The organism is Pseudomonas sp. C27(2019), assembly GCF_008807395.1.
Lineage (GTDB): Bacteria > Pseudomonadota > Gammaproteobacteria > Pseudomonadales > Pseudomonadaceae > Denitrificimonas.
The window spans coordinates 1,870,783-1,889,483 of record NZ_CP043320.1 but is presented as its reverse complement, the minus strand read 5'-3'; the positions used below and the strand labels follow the sequence as shown (position 1 = coordinate 1,889,483).

Here is an 18,701-nt window from a genome sequence, read left to right as displayed (position 1 = left end):
CCGTGCGAATTCGCACGGCTTTTTGGAAGCTTGCTATATAAAATCGTTTACATTTTTAATGGTATTAACCAGCTGCTAAAACACCACCAATCACTGCAATAACACCGCCCATTGCGCGGCTAATGCGGTTGTCAGCTTTCATCATTGCAGCGCCTAGACCACGGCCAACAAAGGTGATGGCCAGTGTGGCGATGACAAAGCCGAGCATATAGCTGATCAGGCTTGTACCTGCGCTCATTTCTGCACCGTGTGCGTAGCCGTGGGTGAGCATAAACAGGGCAACCAGACTGCCGCCAATAGCAGTGGGCAGTTTTGCCATGGTGGCAATCAGTACGCCGGCCAGTAGCACTGACATAGCAATGCCGGTTTCAATGCCAGCCAAGCTTACGCCGGCCCAAGCGATGGCGGCGCCACCAACCATGCCGCCGACGACAAACAAGGGCGCGCTGCGCTTCATCCCAGCGCTCTGACGCATGCTCCAAAAACCAATAGCGGCCATGGCCAATAGATGGTCAAGGCCCATCATTGGGTGCAGCAAACCGCTCAGGAAACCGCCTGTGTGTTCGCCATGGCCGGGGTGGGCGACGGCTACGCTGGCAGTCAGCATCAGGCCAACGGTCATCAGTAATTTGGTTACTCTATTCATGGTGTTCTCCGATTTTTCTTTCTTTTCTGTTGATTTTAGTGAGTACGGCTTGTCTTGCTTGGTGTTGTATTCAGCGCGCGTACTTAGGTGGATGCGGCCAGCTTTTCCGGCCGACGCTCAGGCAGCATGCCTTGCTCCAAGATGAAGCTGATAATTTCTTCCACGCCGACACCGTCGTACAGATTGGCGAAGATAAACGGACGTTCGCCGCGCATGAGCTTCGAGTCGCGTGCCATCACATCCAGCGAGGCATGCACGTATTTGGCAATGTCGATCTTATTAATGATCAGCAAGTCCGACTTGGTAATGCCAGGGCCGCCTTTGCGGGGGATTTTGTCACCCGCGGCAACATCAATCACGTACAGGGTTAGGTCAGACAGCTCTGGGCTAAAGGTGGCTGCGAGGTTGTCCCCGCCGGATTCGATCAGGACCAATTCCAGATTGGGGTGGCGCGCTTGTAGATCGTCAATCGCCGCCAGGTTCATTGAGGCATCTTCGCGGATAGCGGTGTGCGGGCAGCCACCGGTTTCCACACCGATAATGCGGTCGGCAGGCAGTGCATCGTGCTTAAGCAGAAAGTCGGCATCTTCACGGGTGTAGATGTCGTTGGTGACCACAGCGATGTCATAGTGATCTTTTAAGGCGCTGCACAACTGGCGCAACAAAGCAGTTTTGCCGGAGCCTACTGGGCCACCGACGCCTATACGTAAACAATGTTTCATTGCTACTGTTCCTTTGGTTAAGTCGAAGCAATCAGCTTCGGAATAATCTTGAGTATTGGGTTTCATGCTGGGCACTGCCGAGCGCTAAACCCGCCAAAATCGGACCCAGCTCTTCATCAGTTAACGCCAGCGCGTTGTCCACCGCTGTGACCAATTGTGGTCGCAGTTGTTCGTTGAGACGCTGCGCGGCGGTATGGCCTAAGGGTAGAGCTTTACAGGCTACCGCCAGTTGGTTTTCCAGCCAGCTCCAAGCAAAGCCAAGCAAGCTCTGGCGCACTGGTATCTGACGCTGGTGTGCGACCCAAGCAAACACCGTCACGTAGCCAGGCTCTTGCGGCAGTAGGGCATGGCCCAGCTCGGCTTGCGGTTGTAACTCCAAGTCGCTGAGTAAACGCATCAATGCTTGGCCTAAGCGTGTGTCTTCATCGCTCAATTCAGCGGTTTCGCGGTTGGCGTGCAGCCAATCGTTCCACTGGGTGAGGCCATTGCTATCAGCTTTAGCCCAGCAACTCTGTAAGCGTGCCAGTACTGGTAGTTCGCAACGGGTCAAGCCATCATCGAGCACGCCTTGCAGCCACTCACCGAGCTCGTGCTCGTTGTTAACCCAGCCCAGCTCGAAGGCACTCTCCAAGCCTTGTGACCAAGCGAATGCACCAATCGGTAAGGCAGGGCTGATCAGTTGCAGCAACCCCAGCAGTGCCAAATCACTGCTCTCGGCTGGCGAATGATCAGTGCGCATGATCGTCGTCATGGGTGTGTGAGTGATCATGGCCGTGACTGTGTGAATGCCCGTGACTATGCGAGTGGCTGTGGGCGTGGCCATGAGCATGAGAGTGCTCACGGCCGGCCTGCGCATAGGCACCGGATTCGGGATCAAACGGGGCTTGGTGGTGACTTATAGTGGCCCCCAACAAAACCGCCAGCTCTTCCAGCACATGATCCGGTGGGAAGCGTACCCAATGACGACCATCCTCATCAGCACCCAAGGCCAGCGATACATGACGGTTACCGAGGTGGTAGCACAGCCGGCCTAGCGGCAAGCCGCCATCGATGAATGCTGTGGTGACCGGCTCATCAGCGGCGCAAATACGGATCACTTCACCGGTGCTGGCCTGCAGTAAATCGCCATCGCGCAGTACCGGTCCACGATCAAGGAACAAGCCAACGTCGTGGCCGTTATCCGTTACCGCTTTAAGGCGACCACGGATACGCAACTCATAAGGCAGGCTCAGGCTGTCATGCACCTCGGCGTTTGGGTTGGCATCGATTCTTTGGGTTAATTCAAGCATGTAAATGTCCTCGCAAACGGTTTAGAACAAGTGATAACGCTGGGCTAATGGCACCTCAGACAGCGGTTCACAGGTCAGTAGCACGCCATCTGCGTGAACTTCATAGGTCTCTGGATCAACCGTCAGCACTGGGCAAGCGTCGTTCAGTTTCATGTCACTTTTACGCATATTGCGCACGTTTTTAACGGGCACTAAAGGGCTTTTTAGACCGAGCTTTTCTTCCAGCCCCGTGTTCATCGAGGCTTGGCTGACAAAGGTCATCCGCGTTGCCGCAGCAGCACGGCCATAGGCAGCCCACATGCGGCGGTAGTGCACCGGTTGCGGGGTGGAAATGGCTGCGTTGGGGTCACCCATGGCCGCGCCAGCGATCATGCCGCCTTTGAGGATGATGGAGGGTTTAACGCCAAAGAAGGCTGGTTTCCATAGCACTAGATCGGCCAGTTTACCGACCTCAACGGAGCCCACTTCATGGCCGACACCGTGCGTAATCGCCGGGTTGATGGTGTATTTAGCGATGTAACGCTTGACGCGGAAGTTATCGGTGCCGCGCTCTTGGTCTTCTGGCAAGAGGCCGCGCTGAATACGCATTTTGTGCGCAGTTTGCCAGGTGCGGCAGACCAGTTCACCAATGCGTCCCATCGCTTGCGAGTCAGAGGAAATCATCGAGATCACTCCCATGTCATGCAGGATGTCTTCAGCGGCAATGGTTTCACGGCGAATGCGCGAATCAGCAAAGGCCACGTCTTCTGGGATGTTGGGGTCGAGGTTGTGGCATTCCATCAACATATCCAGATGCTCGTCAATGGTGTTGATGGTGTACGGTCGCGTTGGATTGGTTGATGACGGCAAGACGTTAGGCAGGCTACAAGCCACCAGAATATCCGGTGCGTGGCCACCACCGGCACCTTCGGTGTGGTAGGTATGAATACAGCGATCACCTAAGGCTTCCAATGTGTCGATCACAAAGCCCGACTCGTTAAGGCTGTCGGTATGAATAGCGATCTGAATATCGTAGCGATCGGCCACATCCAAAGCGTTTTTAATCGTTGCCGGCGCTGCGCCCCAGTCTTCGTGGATTTTCAGACTCATGGCGCCGGCTTTAATTTGCTGCTCCAGTGCTTCTGGGGTGCTGGCGCTGCCTTTGCCGAGAAAGCCGATATTGATTGGTATATCGTCCACCGCTTGCATCATTTTACCCAGATGCCAAGGGCCAGGTGTGTGCGTGGTGGCGATTGAGCCGGTGGCTGGGCCTGTACCGCCGCCGATCATGGTGGTCAGGCCGCTCATCAGTGCTTCATCGACCTGCTGCGGGCAAATGTAGTGCACGTGGGTATCCACAGCACCGGCAGTGACGATCTGGTTTTCACCGGCAATAATTTCAGTGCCAGGGCCAACAATAATGTCGATATCGGGCTGGGTGTCAGGGTTGCCGGCTTTACCAATGGCAGCGATGCGGCCGTTCTTCAGGCCAATATCGGCTTTAATGATGCCCCACCAGTCGATGATAATGGCATTGGTGATCACGGTATCCATCACTGCATCGTCGCAGCGTTGGCTCTGGCCCATGCCATCACGGATCACTTTACCGCCGCCGAACATGACCTCTTCGCCGTAATGGGTGTGGTCTTTTTCGATTTCGATCCACAGTTCGGTATCACCGAGGCGAATGCGATCGCCCGTGGTCGGGCCGTACATATCGGCATAGGCTCTGCGAGAAATCTTCATGAGGTCACTCCCTTGTCTTAGTTCTGATCCAATGGCCCCATGACTTCACCACGGAAACCGTAAATGTGGCGCAGGCCAGAAAACGGAATTAAGGGTACGTCGCGTTTTTGCCCAGGCTCAAAGCGAATTGAGGTGCCTGCGGCAATTCCTAAACGGTGGCCATAGGCTTGTTTGCGATCAAACTGCAAAGCCGGATTAGTTTCGGCAAAGTGGTAGTGGGAGCCGACCTGAATAGGGCGGTCGCCGGTGTTGGCAACAGTGACAGCGATGCTGACGCGATCAACGCAGAGTTCAATGTCACCGCTTTTCAGCTGATATTCACCAGGAATCATAACGCGCCTCCTCAGACAATGGGGTTGTGAACGGTGACCAATTTGGTACCGTCGGGGAAGGTGGCTTCGACCTGTACCGACTGAACCATCTCGGCAATGCCGTCCATCACGTCGTCTCGGGTCAGGATTTCACGGCCAGCGCTCATCATCTCTGCCACGGTGCGCCCTTCGCGAGCGCCTTCCATGATGACGCAGCTGATCAGTGCGACTGATTCAGGGTAATTGAGTTTGAGGCCTTTAGCCTTACGCCGCTCAGCCAGTAGGCCGGCAGTAAACAATAGCAACTTGTCTTTATCTCTAGGTGTTAATTCCATTAATAACTCCGTTGATGTCGATGTCACTGTGTTGATCGCTTATGCCGTTGATCGGCACAAGCACTGGTCGTCGCCCAGGCGAATGCTGGGCGTGAAAAAATAGTTAGGTCAGCCAGATTCTCGGTATGTTGGTTTCATGTCCGGTCAGACGCGGACGAAGAATCTCGCGCGCCTGCTGCAATAATTCCCAAGCTTGATTGCGCTCAGAGCCTAAGTACCGCAGTAACAGTACGCCACGGCGGTAAGTCACTGCCCAGTGCTGAGCAGCCTCAATGCGTTCGCGTAATGCGCTGATGGCTTCTATTGGATCGCTTAAGCCCACCGCCCATAAGGTGGCGTGGACGGTGGCGCCACCTTGTCCCCATTTACCACTAAAACGAGGGTGATTGGGGTCAATGCGCTGGCGCTCCAGCCACAGAGGACGGCCGTTGCGGTTGAGCTGAAAACGTTGTTCAAGGTAGCCACTGGCAAAGGGCAGCTCGCTAGCAGGACGGCCAAGACCGAGAATTTCCTAGCCCAAACATTTGGCCTTGTCTTGCAGGTCGATGATGATAGTTTGCTCGCCACGTGAGCCGTCGAAGGCCAAGGTTTCTTGCGGCAGCCATTCCAGCGTGGCATCGTCAGCGACTTTAAGGTGAGTGCGCTGACTCCAAGCCACACCGTTGCTGTCGGCTTTGTAGAGTTTATTGGCCGAGGGTGTGGTTAACAATGTGTGAGCGTTTGTCGCCACTGTCACATCAATGTTGAGCGCATCGCCACTGGCAACGCCGCCGGGCGGGTGCAGTATATATACATGGCAGCAGCCGTCACGGCCTTCGGGGTAAAAGGGTCTTTGTACGCGCAGTGGCCCGTAATGCTGGGCTTTGATCATGCGGGTGATGCTGCTGTCGCCGTCTGTGCGGGTATCAAACCCCAGTGTTAAAGAGGCCGCCCAGTGCCGCCCAGCATCAAAATGATGCCCAGAATCTGCGGTTGCCCGTTGCTGTACGGACATCAAAGATAGAGAAGTCATGCCATCGAACACCTTATATAAGCCCAGCACGGCAATCTCTACTGGATCAATCAACTGTTTTTTCTGTCATGCAGAAATGTACGTTGAGAATAGCAGAGTGACCTTGAGAGTCTATATGCTTGGGAGCGATCAAATTGACTCAATCGGCTTGTAAGCCGCAGTCGATGATCAGTTTGCAAGCTAAGCTTGTTGTAAGTGCTGCAATTGATGCTAATGCAGTTTGAATACTGTGAAGGGCGGAGACGAACGTCTCGTGGTGTGTGCTAATTTATTGCAACTTAGAGCTTTAATTAAACAAGCTTTAAGTTCTAAGATTTTGCCCAATGGTTAGTTGTATATGAGTGAAAGAGAGTCGTCTAGAAATAAATCTTTGTATGAGTTAAATATACATTTTAAGGGTTCGGTTGCCCGAAGAGTTTGAGCGAGCTTACAAAAGCTTGGCTCGTGCTGCTGGAGTACCGTTAAACTGATTCGGTCTGTGCAGTATGCCCGCTCTAGGTGCCCGGTTAGCTGACAAATGAAGTATGCAGCAGTGTTAAGCTGCAGGTGCTTACAATGGCGGATAATTATTTAGACGAGCCGTGCGCGTAGCTAAACGTTGGATGAGTTGACTGGCTGGATAGCGCGCTGCCTCAGCCTTGCAGTTACCCAAGAGCGCTAAGGGAGTAATACAATGTCTGAATTAACCTTAGGTGTGCATTCGGAAACTGGAACTTTGCGGCAGGTGATTGTCTGCCGGCCGGGATTGGCGCATCGCCGCTTAACTCCGTCAAACTGCGATGCGTTGTTGTTTGACGATGTGTTTTGGGTCAAGCAAGCGCAAAAAGATCATGATGTTTTTGTTCATGTGATGCAGGCGCGTGGTGTTGAGGTTTTGGAAGTTCATGATTTACTCACGCAAACGCTAGAGCTAGCAGAGGCGCGCAAATGGATTCTGGATCAGCGTATTACTTGGAATGAGATTGGCGTAGGGATGGTGTCAGATCTGCGTGCATGGATGGATGAGCTGCCCGCAGCGCAGCTGGCTGAGTATTTGATTGGTGGTTTGGAAGTGGCTGATTTGCCTTTTAAACCGACGAGTTTGTTTGGTAATCATTTGGGTGAATATGGTTTTATTTTACCGCCGCTACCGAATTTTTTATTCACCCGCGACAACAGTACCTGGATTTATGGCGGGGTCACGCTCAACCCCATGCGTTGGCTGGCGCGTAAAGCGGAAACCTTGCTGATTGCAGGAGTGTATAAATTCCACCCTAGATTTGCCGGTAAAGTTGATGTGCTCTGGGGTGATCCTTTGCAAGACTTTGCTCTGGCCACCTTAGAAGGTGGTGATATTATGCCGATCGGCAAGCGTGCAGTGTTGGTAGGGATGGGTGAGCGCAGTTCAGCGCAAGCTGTGGGTCAATTGGCGCGAGCGCTGTTTGCTCAGGGTAGTGTCGATCGTGTGATCGCTTGTCAAATGCCTAAGTCGCGTGCGGCGATGCATCTGGACACGGTGTTTACCTTCTGCGGTGACAATATTGTCACCGCATTTACTGAGGTCGCCGAGCAAATGATTTGCTATGATCTGCGCCCCGATGTAAGTGGCAGGTCGCACGTCTTCAGCCGTGAGCCGCGGCATATGTTTGCTGTGCTGGCTGAGGTGTTGGGTTATCCGTCTTTAGAAGTGGTGGCCACCGGCGGTGATCACCCTGCTGAGCGTGAGCGCGAACAGTGGAATGATGGTAATAACGTTTTGGCGCTGAGCCCAGGCGTGGTGATTGGTTATGACCGTAATGATGACACCAATGCCGCGTTAACTGCTGCTGGTATTGAAGTATTGGCGATTCCGGGCGCTGAGTTGGGCCGTGGTCGTGGCGGCGGGCGCTGCATGAGTTGTCCAACAGTGCGTGACCCGGTGTAATATTTATCTTTTTAACTGTAAATTATTTACCCAGCTGCTATCCAAGGAGCAGATGTATGCCTTTTAACCTTAAAGATCGTGACTTGTTAACGTTGCGCGATTTTACCCCGCAAGAAATCAGTTTTTTGCTGAAGTTGTCTGCTGATCTGAAAGCAGCTAAGTATGCCGGCACCGAGCAACCACGACTGCAAGGTAAAAATATTGCCCTGATTTTCGAGAAAGATTCAACGCGTACGCGTATCAGTTTTGAAGTGGCGGCTTTAGATCAAGGCGCACGCGTCACTTATCTGGGTCCAAATGGCACGCATATTGGACATAAAGAGTCGGTTAAAGACACGGCGCGGGTCTTGGGTCGTGTTTATGATGCCATTGAGTATCGCGGCTTTGGTCAAGAGATTGTCAACGAGCTGGCTCAGTATGCTGGCGTGCCGGTTTACAATGGTTTAACCGATGATTTTCACCCAACGCAAATCTTGGCAGATTTTCTGACCATGGCCGAGCACAGTGAAAAGCCGTTGCATGATGTGGCCTATGTATTTATTGGTGATACCGCCAACAATATGGGCAATAGCTTGTTGATTGGCGGTGCAAAAATGGGCATGGATGTGCGCTTGTGTGCGCCAAAAGCCTGCCAGCCTGAGCAAAAAATCCAAGATGAAGCGCGCGCCATTGCCGCTAAAACCGGTGCACGCATTACCATTACCGATGATATTGATGCAGCGGTGCAGGGTGTGGACTTTGTTTATACCGATGTCTGGGTGTCGATGGGCGAGCCGCAGGAGATATGGGCCGAGCGCATTAAGTTGCTGATGCCCTATCAAGTCAATGCGCAGTTGATGGCAAGAGCGCGCAATCCGCGGGTGAAATTTATGCACTGCCTGCCTGCGTTTCACAATACCGACACGGCGATTGGTAAAGAGATTCAGGAGGCCCACGGCATTGATGCCATGGAAGTCACGGATGAAGTATTTGAGAGCCCTGCCTCGATCGTATTTGATCAGGCAGAAAACCGTATGCATACGATTAAAGCAGTGTTAGTTGCGACTTTAGGGCATTAATTATGTTGGTTGTAGCAGCATTGGGTGGCAATGCTTTATTGCAGCGCGGTCAACCGCTGACCGCACAGGTGCAGCGTCAGAATGTCAAAGTAGCCGCACGTGCTTTGGCTGACATTGTCCGCGCCGGACATCAGTTGGTGATTACCCATGGTAATGGCCCGCAAGTGGGTTTGTTGGCGTTACAGAACGATGCTTACAAACCTGAGGAAAGCTATCCGTTGGATGTGCTCGGTGCGCAAACGGCCGGCATGATTGGCTATTTGATTGAGCAAGAGTTGGAAAATGAACTGCAGCATAGGCAGCCGGTTGTCACTTTGCTGACCCAAGTCATCGTTGACCTTAATGACCCAGCCTTTGCTAAGCCGACTAAATATATAGGCCCTGTGTATAGCCAAGCAGAAGCGCAGTCGCGTGCGATTCAAGCGGGCTGGCAGGTGGCTCAAGATGGGGATAAATGGCGGCGCGTGGTCGCCTCGCCAAAGCCCGTAGATATTCCTGATTTGCAGGTGCTTAAACTGCTGATTGAGAAAAATGTTGTGGTGGTGTGCAACGGTGGCGGTGGTATTCCTGTTGTGCGTGCTGCGGATAACAGCTTGCAAGGCATTGAGGCGGTGATTGATAAAGATCTGTCCAGTGCGTTTTTAGCCAATAAGCTCGGTGCAGATGTGCTCTTGCTGCTGACTGATGTTGATGCGGTGTATCAGGACTTTGCTACGCCAGAGGCAAAACCATTCGATACTTTAACGGTAGCGCAGTGTGATGAGATGAATTTGCCGGCGGGTTCGATGGGGCCAAAAATCAATGCGGCTTGCAGTTTTGCCCAGTCGGGTGGTTTTAGTGCCATTGGCCGTTTAGCCGATGCATTAGCATTGCTGTCAGGGCAGGCTGGGACGCATATTGTGGCTGATACAGCTCAGTTAGGCAGCGCCTGGAACACTGTCGCTTCAGTCGCGAGACTTTAGATATTCGCGCATAGCCTACTTAATGTTTTTTCTTCGATTGGTTGAAAATTGTGCGCTGGCTATGCTTCGCTATTGCTGTTTGTCCGTCGATGAACCCATCCAGGGTTCAACTCCGGCGCTTCGCCATCCCTGGCTCGCTCGTCACAGCAACACCGAAGCACGCATTGAGCCTATACATTGTCTGGGGTTATGTAGCGTGACTCGTTTTAGAGCGAGATATATTAGGCTCGCACCCCATACCAATGCTTACCGTATGGTGTGTGGGTGATGTGGCTTTTAAAGAGCCGCACATAAAAACTGCCAGCAGCATCAATGATCAACGAGTGCCGTGTTAGTGACGTGGCAAGCGCAGCCAGGGATGGCGTAGCGCCCGAATTGCGCCAGGAAGGCGCATTGAGGGAAAGCGACACTAATGCGGCACGGCACGCGCCTATTGTGTTTAATGCTTTTTCTTCGATTGGTTGAAAATTGTGCGCTGGCTATGCTTCGCTATTGCTGTTTGTCCGTCGATGAACCCATCCAGGGTTCAACTCCGGCGCTTCGCCATCCTTAGCTCGCTCGTCACAGCAACACCGAAGCACGCATTGAGCCTAGGTATTGGCTGAACCCATGCGACACGACACGTGCATATGCCCAAGGCAAACCAAAAAGAGACCCACGCAGATCTTTCTATATTTATAGATATTCAAGGCGGGCTGTGCTGGGTCTGTGGCAAGCGAAGCCATGGATGGCGCAGCGCCCGAATCGAGCCAGGATGGCTCGTTGAGGGAAAAACAGACTTAGCACAGCCAGCCATAGGTACAATCTTTCTCATACACAAATACACAAATACACAAATACACAAATACACAAATACACAAATACACAAATACACAAATACACAAATACACGAAGAGTTTGCCGCTAAGTCATGCAGATGAGCTGTCAGAACCCCAGTTGCTAAGCAAATGTCGAAACATACAAGGCCTCAACCTGATCCCGCGCCCATTGGGTTTTACGCAAAAACTTCAGTGACGACTTCTCTGACGGATCGCTTTTAAAGCAGTTCACCGGTATCAGTTCGGCCAATTCCTCCCAGCCATAATGAGCAACCAAGCGGTTGAGAATCACCGCTAAGGTAATGCCATGTAATGGGTCATGGGCGTGGGTACTGGTCATGACTTAATCCTCTAAATGGTGGCCTACAAGGTTGGCTGATAATTTTAATGTACCGCACAACAACTGCTCAATCGCCTGTTCTAGCGCTTGGTAACGGGCTTGCCATGAGCCTTCTAAATGTAAAACAGGTTGTTGGTGTCTGTGCAGCCAAGCAGCTAAGTGCTGATGAAAGGCTTGACGCTCACGCAAATCAGGCTGACAACGTTGGCCATCCGCTTGCCACGGCATACCGACTGGGCTGAGTAAGCCAATTAAATCGTAATGTTGCACTCGCAGTGCGCTCTCAATCCAAACTGGGCTGTTATTAAATAAAGTTTTACTCCAAAGTTTATTGCTCAGCAAATGCGTATCGAGCAGCAGTAGCGGTGGTTTTTGCGCCCGTGCTGCCAGCTCGAGTCGCAGTTGTTGCTCGGCAATCGTACTGACATCCGCATAGCAGGTTTCGCGCTGTTCACGCTCAATAAACTCACGCACATATTCGCTGACTAAAGGCGCATTAAAACGCTCTGCCAGCGCTTGGCTAAGCGTGCTTTTACCGGCTGATTCAGGCCCGGTCAATACCACAACTTTCATGCTGTTTGCCTTAAACTGTGGCGCCATTCGAGCCAGCCATACACCGCCAGCGCAGTGAAAATCATGTAGAGCACTGCAGTCAGGTACAGCTGGGCAGTGATAAACATACCCACATAAACAATGTCGAGGACAATCCACAGCAACCAACACTGCAGGCGTTTGTGCGCCATCCAGTACTGCGCGACCAAACTAAACCCCGTCAACGCCGCATCCAGCCAAGGCAAGTTGGCATTGGTGTATTGGCTCATGGCAAAACCCAGCGCCAGGGTGATACTGGTGCCAATCATTAAACCTTGACTGATACCAAACATTGACAAACTGCTGACCTCGCGCCCCTGTTGCTTGCTGCCGCCACGCAACCACTGGCGCCAGCCATAGATTTGCAGCGCCACATAGATAACCTGCAGCAGCATTTCTGAGTACAGCCGCGCATCGTAAAAAATCCAGATATACAGCAGCACCATCAATAAACCAATGGGCCAAGCGGCCGGCTTTTGTTGGGTCATTAAGTACACAGAGAGCGCGCCTAAACTGGCGGCGATCAGCTCAATCCAGGTCATAGAGAGCATGCTAGGTTCCGTTTTTGCCATGTATAAAAGTGCGCATAGTAGCAGGCTGTTTGTTTGAATAAGTAGAAAAACACAGGTGATGCAATGATTAGTCAGCTGATAAGGGCAATCTGCGGTTCATTCTTGCTTTGGGCGGTGTAAACTGCGCACCTTTAGACGAGCGCGCAGATCAGCGTACTGAAATTATTTTAAAGTGAGTGGGGGTTGTAATGAATGCGGTTGTTATCGCAGTAGCCTTGATGCTAGTGCTGAGTTTGCTTCGTGTGCATGTGGTGGTGTCGTTAATTATCGGTGCTGTGACGGGTGGATTACTTGCTGGGTTGGGTATTGAAAGTACGCTAGCTGCGTTCAATAAAGGACTGGGTGGCGGTGCCACGGTTGCGCTTTCTTACGCATTGCTGGGCGCGTTTGCAGTTGCTATCAGTAAGTCGGGTGTAGCCAACGCATTGGCTGAGAAAATCCTCAGGATGATTGGCCAGCAGAAAGGTAAGGGCACCGAGGCGGTCAAGTGGATGTTGATCATGGTGCTGTTAGTCGCTGCCGTTTCTTCGCAAAATATTCTACCGATTCACATTGCCTTTATTCCGCTGCTGGTGCCACCGCTGTTGTACGTGATGGGCCGTATGCAGTTGGATCGCCGCTTAATCGCCTGCGTACTGACCTTCGGTTTGATTACCCCGTATATGTTTTTGCCGGTGGGTTTTGGTGGTATTTACCTGCGGGAAATCTTATTGGCTAACGTGGCTAAAGGCGGTGTCGATATTACCGGTCTTAGCGTCATGCAAGCGATGATGATTCCAGCGGCGGGTATGCTGACTGGTTTATTGGTTGCGATTTTATTTAGCTATCGTAAAAAACGTGTCTACCAAACCGTTGCAGAAGGTCAGGTGGGCTCAGCCAGTAGTGATTACAACCCAAGAAGTTTGATTGCCGCCGCTGCTGCGGTAATTGCTGCCTTTGTTGTGCAGTTGTGGCTCAACTCGATGATTATGGGTGCATTGCTGGGTTTTGTGGTGTTTTCCATCTCTGGTGTAGTGCGTTGGAAAGAAACCGATGGTTTGTTTACCGATGGCATGAAGATGATGGCCATGATTGGTTTTATCATGATTGCCGCTTCGGGCTTTGCCGAAGTGATGCGTGAAACAGGGCAAATCCAAACCTTGGTTGATTCATCTGTCGATATCATTGGCAACAATAAGGCCATGGGCGCCATCTTGATGCTCTTGATTGGCTTGTTGATTACCTTGGGTATTGGTTCATCCTTTTCTACTGTACCTATTATTGCAGCGATTTTTGTGCCATTGGCGCTGCAGCTGGGCTTTAGTCCGCTAGCTATTGTTTGTCTTGTCGGTACCGCTGGCGCGTTAGGTGATGCGGGTTCACCTGCTTCAGATTCAACCTTAGGCCCTACAGCGGGTTTGAATATGGACGGTCAGCACAGCCATATTTGGGATACTGTAGTACCGACGTTTATTCACTATAACTTGCCCTTATTGGCCTTTGGTTGGGCTGCTGCGATGCTATTGTGATTCGGTTGCTGGGCAAGCAGTTAAAGGAGTACTGCGCATATGTTGACCTCTTGGCGAATCAAGAATTTTAAGGCATGGCAGGATACTGGGCCGATTAAGCTCGCGCCGCTGACTGTTTTTTTTGGTGAAAATAGCACCGGTAAAAGCAGCTTAGGTCAGTTATTGCTGGCGCTTAAACAAAGTGCAGGGCCTGGTGTGATGAAGTTGCCACTGGATTTTGGTGATGCCCAGAGTTTGATTGATTTAGGCGCCTTTGCGCAGAACCTGCACCAAGGGCAGCTCAGTGAGCCATTGCAATTTGAGCTGCAGTGGCGTTTGCCGCAACCCTTAGCCTTGCAGGGTGTTGGCCAGCATGAGCAGCTGCTGGTGGATGCCCTGCGTTTACAGGTCAGTGTGCTGGCTGATGCCGCGCAGCAACCCAGCATTCAAACCATCTGTTACAGCGCTTTTCAGCACCAACAAGAGCTGTTAAGCGTCAGTTACTGCCGTGCTCAAGCCGCTGAAGTGCAGGTGCAGATTTATCATCCACAAGTACAAAATTACAGCATTGCTGTCGCCGAAGCTGCCAGTCCAGAACGGTTTTACCAATTCCCCGCAGCATTGCAGCTTGATGCGCCGTTTCTCGCTGCGCTGGCGTTACAAACACAAAGCGCCTTAGCTGATTTTCAGGTCTTAGCTGCGTTACGCGCCGCGCCAAAACGACACTATGTTTGGACGGGTGAATCGCCGCAAGGAGTGGGCCGTGCCGGTGAGTCTGTGGTTGCCGCAGTCTTGGCCGCCAGTGCTGAGCAACGCCAGTTGCAGTTTGCCGCTGATCAACTTGAGCAGCCCTTTGCTCAAGGCATTGCTTATTGGTTGCAGCAGATGGGTGTGGCCAGTGATTTTTCTATCCGTCCAAGTGGGGCGGGTTCTGGGCAGTATCAAGCGCTGCTAAAAAACCATGCCCAAGCGCAAGAGGTTAATGTGGCCGATCTGGGTTTTGGTGTCTCGCAGTTGTTACCGGTGATTGTGCAGGCATTTTATGCGCAGCCGAACTCAACGGTTTGGCTGGAGCAACCGGAAATACATCTGCATTCGCAAGTGCAAGCAGGTTTAGCCGACATGTTAATTGCTGCAACCCAAGCTAAAGAGGCAGGTTGTGCACGTAATGTACAAATCATTGTCGAGAGTCACTCCGAACACTTTCTAAATAGGTTACAAAGACGTATAGCTGAAGGGGTGATCAGCCATGACGAGGTTGCTCTGTATTTTTGCAGTCGTAAGGGCAGCGAGGCACAGATTGAAGCCTTGCACATTGATACCTACGGTGAAATAGCCAACTGGCCGGAGAATTTATTTGGTGATGAAATGACTGATATTGCCGCCCGGGCGCTGGCGGCGGTGCAGCGCAAACGCCAGCAGCATAAATAGGATTCTGAATATGCTGAAAGTGGTGATTGATACCAATGTCTTGCTCGTAGCCAACCAACAGCATTCCGATGTTTCGGCTGAGTGCGTGGCTCACTGCATTGAGCGTTTGCAGGCGCTACAAAGCACAGGTGTCGTAGTGATTGATGATGGTTTTATTATTTTGGCTGAGTATCAAAACAAAACCCGCATCAATCCACCGCGCGGCGTTGGCGATGTCTTTCTAAAGTGGTTGCTGCGTAATATGGGTAATGCGCAGCGGGTGGAGATGGTCAGTGTGACGCAAACGGCGATTGATTGTTATGCCGAATTTCCTGATCAAGCATTACAGGCTGAATTTGATCCGCCAGACCGTATTTTCCCAGCCGTCGCCAATGCGCATCCTGATAAGCCAATCATTTGGCAAGCAGCAGATTGTAAGTGGATTGATTGGTGGCCAACTCTAGCTGAACACGCTATTAAAGTTGAATTTTTGTGTGCTGCTGATGCGCAGCGTTTTTATAAGATTAAGTTTCCAAGGCAGCGTCATGTTCCAGCCCCTGCCATGCCGGAGAGTAAATAATGTCTGATTTTTTCCGTTTCCCGCATACCCCGCATATTGATTGGCTCGGTGAGGGGATGCCGCGTGATGATAAAGTGCTGAGCGAGGCTGAAGTCGAAGCCATTTTAGCGCAACCCCTGCGTATCGAAGAAAAGCTTGACGGTGCCAACTTGGGTATCTCGATGCGTGAAAATGGTGAATTGCGTGCACAAAATCGTGGTCAATACCTTTTAGAACCCTATGCAGGGCAGTTTTCGCGCTTGAATTCTTGGCTTGGACAGCATCAATATGCTTTATGTGATAACTTAAAGACAGATTGGATCGTATTTGGAGAGTGGTGCGCTGCGCGGCACTCGCTTGATTACGACAACTTACCGGATTGGTTTGTTGTGTTTGACGTGTACGATCGGACTGAGCAAAAGTTTTGGAGTTGCGAGCGGCGCAATGCGCTGGCTGCCAAAATGGGTTTGGCTGTTGTGCCCACTTTGTATCAGGGCCACACCACGCTGGATGAGTTAAAAGCACTGCTGGATACCGTGGGCAGCCAATACCGTCAGGGTACATTAGAGGGTATTGTGATGCGCCATGATTCAGAGCAGTGGTGTGAAGCACGGGCAAAGCTCGTGCGTGCCGACTTCGCCCAATCGATTGAAGAGCACTGGCGCAGTCGAGCCATTGAGTGGAACGATGTGCGCGTGCTCACAGCAGAGGATTTTGAATAAGCCTAGGGTACGTATAGGTTCATTAGCACTAAACATAGGGAGACGGGTGCGGCATGAGTGAAAAAATAGAGCGAATATCAGAGTCAGTCAGTGCCTTAGCACCGCTTGAGACTCAAGATCAAGCGCATCCGTTGAGTGCTGAGCCTGTGGGTGAAGGTGTGGTGACTAAAATTCGCGGTGGTGTGGTTGACGTGCTCTTTAGTGATCCAGTGCCCCGCATTCAAGATTTAGTGTATGCCGGCGACTTGCCCATGGAAGTGGCTGCGCTGCTTGATGAAGGCACGGTACGTTGTATTGCTCTGGCCCCCGTGCGCGGTTTAGGCCTAGGTATGTCAGTGCGCGCAACTGGCGCACCCATTCGAGTTCCAGTCGGTGAAGCCGTGTTGGGCCGTATGCTCAATGTCTTTGGTGAGCCGATGGATGGCAAACCTGCCCTGAAAACTGATATTTCACGCGCTATTCACCGAGCGCCACCGGTACTGGAAGACCGCGTGGTGCACAGCACCATTTTGGAAACCGGTATTAAAGCCATTGATTTACTCTCACCGATTGAGCGTGGTGGTAAAACGGGGCTCTTTGGTGGTGCAGGGGTGGGTAAAACCGTTCTAATTACCGAGCTGATTAACAATACGGCGCAACATTACAAAGGCGTGAGTCTATTTTGTGGGATTGGTGAGCGCTCCCGTGAAGCAGAAGAGTTGTATCGGGAAATGGGTGAAGCCGGTGTGCGTGATAACACAGTATTGCTGTTTGGACAGATGAACGAAGCGCCGGGTGTACGTTTCTTAATCGGTAAAACTGCGCTGACCATGGCCGAGTATTTCCGTGACGACCTAGAACAAGACGTTTTGTTATTGATTGATAACGTCTTTCGCTTTGTGCAAGCAGGTTCGGAAGTGTCGGGTTTGCTCGGGCGCATGCCATCACGCGTCGGTTATCAACCGACCTTAGCCACTGAACTGGCTTCGCTACAAGAGCGCATTACTTCAACCCGTAAAGGTGCAATCACCTCGATTCAGGCGGTGTATGTCCCTGCCGATGACTTTACTGACCCAGCGGCGGCGCATATTTTCTCGCACTTATCCGCGTCGGTGGTGTTGTCACGTAAGCGCGCCAGTGAAGGGCTGTATCCGGCGGTTGATCCGCTGGGTTCGACCTCGGTGATGCTCACCCCAGCGGTAGTTGGTCAGCGTCATTACGATATTGCCCGCGCTGTGCGCCGCACCTTGGCTGAATATGAAGAGCTGCGCGATATCATTGCTATGCTGGGGCTGGAAGAGTTATCCAGTGCCGACCGCGCTGTGGTGGCGCGCGCGCGCCGTCTTGAGCGCTTTTTAACTCAGCCGTTCTTTTCTGCAGAATCTTTTAGTGGTCAGGCGGGTCAGCGTGTTTCGGTTGAGGACACCTTGGCCGGATGTGAGCAGATCCTGCAGCAAACTGAATTTGATGACAACGAAATGGACTATTACATGATTGGTGCATTGCCTAAGAAAGAGACGCCATCATGAGCTGGGCCGAGGTGATGCACGTTAACTTGCGCTTACCTACGCGCTTGTTGTTTAGCTGCGAAGCCAAAAAAGTCTTTGCTGAGGCTGAAAACGGTGCTTTTGCCATGCTGCCCAATCACACCGATTTTGTTACGGCGTTGTTGCCGTCGGTGCTAGTGATTACCGATGCAGCCGGCGATGAGCAGTTTTTTGGCATTGATCAAGGTGTGCTGGTTAAGCATGGCCATCAAGTGGATATAGCCGTGCGCCGCGGGGTGCAAGGTGATGACTTGGCCAGTTTAAATGAAACCATCCAAGCCACCTTTATTGAAGTGGATGAGGATGAGCGGGTCGCACGTACCGCTTTATCGCGACTGGAGGCCGGAATTGTGCGGCGTTTCAGTGAGTTACGGAAGCCTTTGACATGAGCAAAGATAAAGAAAATGACTCAGCTGCGGCGATTCGCCGTCGAGCCCAGCGCATGCAAGAGTCCCGCGATGAACCTAGCTACAGCCCGCTGAGCGGCCTAGGTGTATTTGGTGTGATTGGCTGGTCAGTTGCGATCCCTACTGTAGGCGGTGCTTTTTTAGGCGTGTGGCTTAATAAAGTAGCGCCACAAGATTTTTCTTGGCCCATTGCTTTAATTCTCGGTGGAGTGGTGGTGGGTGCAATGGTTGCTTGGAGTTGGATTGATAAAAATCGTGATAAGTAGCAGGGCAGCGCATTGAGTTACTGTAAGCGTACTCAATTGA

20 protein-coding genes and 1 pseudogene are annotated in these 18,701 nt (G+C 51.9%); 10 read left to right on the top strand and 11 right to left on the bottom strand.

Translation table 11 applies throughout. The features are described from left to right. Positions 1 to 64: 64 nt before the first annotated feature. The 8 genes and pseudogenes from FXF61_RS08565 to FXF61_RS08530 all read right to left on the bottom strand — a co-directional run bounded on the left by FXF61_RS08565 (position 65) and on the right by FXF61_RS08530 (position 6,022). A complete protein-coding gene (locus FXF61_RS08565; RefSeq protein WP_151184870.1) occupies positions 65 to 646 on the bottom strand; it encodes a HupE/UreJ family protein in 582 nt (193 codons plus the stop codon). Between the two features lie 83 nt (positions 647 to 729). Continuing rightward, on the bottom strand, positions 730 to 1,368 hold the full coding sequence (ureG, locus tag FXF61_RS08560; protein WP_151184869.1) for an urease accessory protein UreG: 639 nt from the start codon (positions 1,366 to 1,368) through the stop codon (positions 730 to 732). 31 nt (positions 1,369 to 1,399) lie between these two features. After that, positions 1,400 to 2,107, bottom strand: a complete 708-nt coding sequence (locus FXF61_RS08555) for an urease accessory protein UreF (RefSeq protein WP_151186052.1) — start codon at positions 2,105 to 2,107, stop codon at positions 1,400 to 1,402. Next, positions 2,097 to 2,657, bottom strand: coding sequence for an urease accessory protein UreE (gene ureE / locus FXF61_RS08550; protein ID WP_151184868.1), 561 nt, complete (start codon positions 2,655 to 2,657; stop codon positions 2,097 to 2,099). The genes FXF61_RS08555 and ureE overlap by 11 nt, the downstream gene beginning before the upstream one ends. Before the next feature lie 21 nt (positions 2,658 to 2,678). Beyond that, on the bottom strand, positions 2,679 to 4,382 hold the full coding sequence (gene ureC / locus FXF61_RS08545) for an urease subunit alpha (RefSeq protein ID WP_151184867.1): 1,704 nt from the start codon (positions 4,380 to 4,382) through the stop codon (positions 2,679 to 2,681). Between the two features lie 17 nt (positions 4,383 to 4,399). Continuing rightward, positions 4,400 to 4,714 (bottom strand): urease subunit beta, encoded by a 315-nt coding sequence (locus tag FXF61_RS08540; RefSeq protein ID WP_151184866.1) that lies wholly within the window; start codon positions 4,712 to 4,714, stop codon positions 4,400 to 4,402. An 11-nt stretch (positions 4,715 to 4,725) separates the two neighbouring features. Further along, positions 4,726 to 5,028: an urease subunit gamma gene (ureA, locus tag FXF61_RS08535; RefSeq protein WP_151184865.1), complete on the bottom strand. Its 303-nt coding sequence runs from the start codon at positions 5,026 to 5,028 to the stop codon at positions 4,726 to 4,728. A gap of 103 nt (positions 5,029 to 5,131) precedes the next feature. Continuing rightward, positions 5,132 to 6,022: pseudogene (locus tag FXF61_RS08530) on the bottom strand (urease accessory protein UreD). Positions 6,023 to 6,713: 691 nt separating this feature from the next. Between FXF61_RS08530 and FXF61_RS08525 the strand changes: the two are divergent. From FXF61_RS08525 to arcC, 3 genes are read left to right on the top strand one after another with little or no spacing between them, the layout of a single operon-like run. After that, the gene (locus tag FXF61_RS08525) at positions 6,714 to 7,943 is read left to right on the top strand and encodes an arginine deiminase (RefSeq protein WP_151184864.1); all 1,230 of its coding nucleotides are present in this window, start codon (positions 6,714 to 6,716) and stop codon (positions 7,941 to 7,943) included. A 56-nt stretch (positions 7,944 to 7,999) separates the two neighbouring features. After that, complete coding sequence (locus FXF61_RS08520; RefSeq protein ID WP_151184863.1) at positions 8,000 to 9,001, top strand: ornithine carbamoyltransferase; 1,002 nt, start codon at positions 8,000 to 8,002, stop codon at positions 8,999 to 9,001. A 2-nt stretch (positions 9,002 to 9,003) separates the two neighbouring features. Next, a complete protein-coding gene (arcC, locus tag FXF61_RS08515; protein WP_151184862.1) occupies positions 9,004 to 9,963 on the top strand; it encodes a carbamate kinase in 960 nt (319 codons plus the stop codon). Between the two features lie 939 nt (positions 9,964 to 10,902). Here the strand turns inward: arcC and FXF61_RS08510 are convergent. Genes FXF61_RS08510 through pnuC form a run of 3 tightly spaced genes read right to left on the bottom strand, consistent with a single transcriptional unit; the run spans position 10,903 to position 12,254 of the window. Further along, positions 10,903 to 11,121 carry a VF530 family DNA-binding protein gene (locus tag FXF61_RS08510; protein WP_151184861.1) on the bottom strand — a complete coding sequence of 73 codons (219 nt, stop codon included), beginning with the start codon at positions 11,119 to 11,121 and terminating at the stop codon, positions 10,903 to 10,905. Between the two features lie 3 nt (positions 11,122 to 11,124). Next, entirely contained in the window at positions 11,125 to 11,694 is a 570-nt protein-coding gene (locus FXF61_RS08505; RefSeq protein ID WP_151184860.1) for an AAA family ATPase, read from the bottom strand. Further along, positions 11,691 to 12,254: a nicotinamide riboside transporter PnuC gene (gene pnuC, locus FXF61_RS08500; protein WP_151186051.1), complete on the bottom strand. Its 564-nt coding sequence runs from the start codon at positions 12,252 to 12,254 to the stop codon at positions 11,691 to 11,693. The genes FXF61_RS08505 and pnuC overlap by 4 nt, the downstream gene beginning before the upstream one ends. Positions 12,255 to 12,472: 218 nt before the next feature. On the opposite strand from pnuC, the gene FXF61_RS08495 reads away from it, so the two are divergent. Genes FXF61_RS08495 through FXF61_RS08465 form a run of 7 tightly spaced genes read left to right on the top strand, consistent with a single transcriptional unit; the run spans position 12,473 to position 18,661 of the window. Next, positions 12,473 to 13,792, top strand: coding sequence for a Na+/H+ antiporter family protein (locus FXF61_RS08495; protein WP_151184859.1), 1,320 nt, complete (start codon positions 12,473 to 12,475; stop codon positions 13,790 to 13,792). 39 nt (positions 13,793 to 13,831) lie between these two features. Beyond that, a complete protein-coding gene (locus FXF61_RS08490) occupies positions 13,832 to 15,202 on the top strand; it encodes a DUF3696 domain-containing protein (protein WP_151184858.1) in 1,371 nt (456 codons plus the stop codon). 10 nt (positions 15,203 to 15,212) lie between these two features. Next, positions 15,213 to 15,761 (top strand): hypothetical protein, encoded by a 549-nt coding sequence (locus tag FXF61_RS08485; RefSeq protein ID WP_151184857.1) that lies wholly within the window; start codon positions 15,213 to 15,215, stop codon positions 15,759 to 15,761. Next, the gene (locus tag FXF61_RS08480; RefSeq protein WP_151184856.1) at positions 15,761 to 16,462 is read left to right on the top strand and encodes an RNA ligase family protein; all 702 of its coding nucleotides are present in this window, start codon (positions 15,761 to 15,763) and stop codon (positions 16,460 to 16,462) included. The genes FXF61_RS08485 and FXF61_RS08480 overlap by 1 nt, the downstream gene beginning before the upstream one ends. 53 nt (positions 16,463 to 16,515) lie before the next feature. Continuing rightward, entirely contained in the window at positions 16,516 to 17,970 is a 1,455-nt protein-coding gene (atpD, locus tag FXF61_RS08475; RefSeq protein WP_151184855.1) for a F0F1 ATP synthase subunit beta, read from the top strand. Then, positions 17,967 to 18,377: an ATPase gene (locus FXF61_RS08470; protein WP_151184854.1), complete on the top strand. Its 411-nt coding sequence runs from the start codon at positions 17,967 to 17,969 to the stop codon at positions 18,375 to 18,377. Before atpD ends, FXF61_RS08470 begins: the two co-directional genes overlap by 4 nt. After that, a complete protein-coding gene (locus FXF61_RS08465) occupies positions 18,374 to 18,661 on the top strand; it encodes an AtpZ/AtpI family protein (RefSeq protein WP_151184853.1) in 288 nt (95 codons plus the stop codon). Before FXF61_RS08470 ends, FXF61_RS08465 begins: the two co-directional genes overlap by 4 nt. The last annotated feature ends 40 nt before the right edge of the window (positions 18,662 to 18,701 follow it).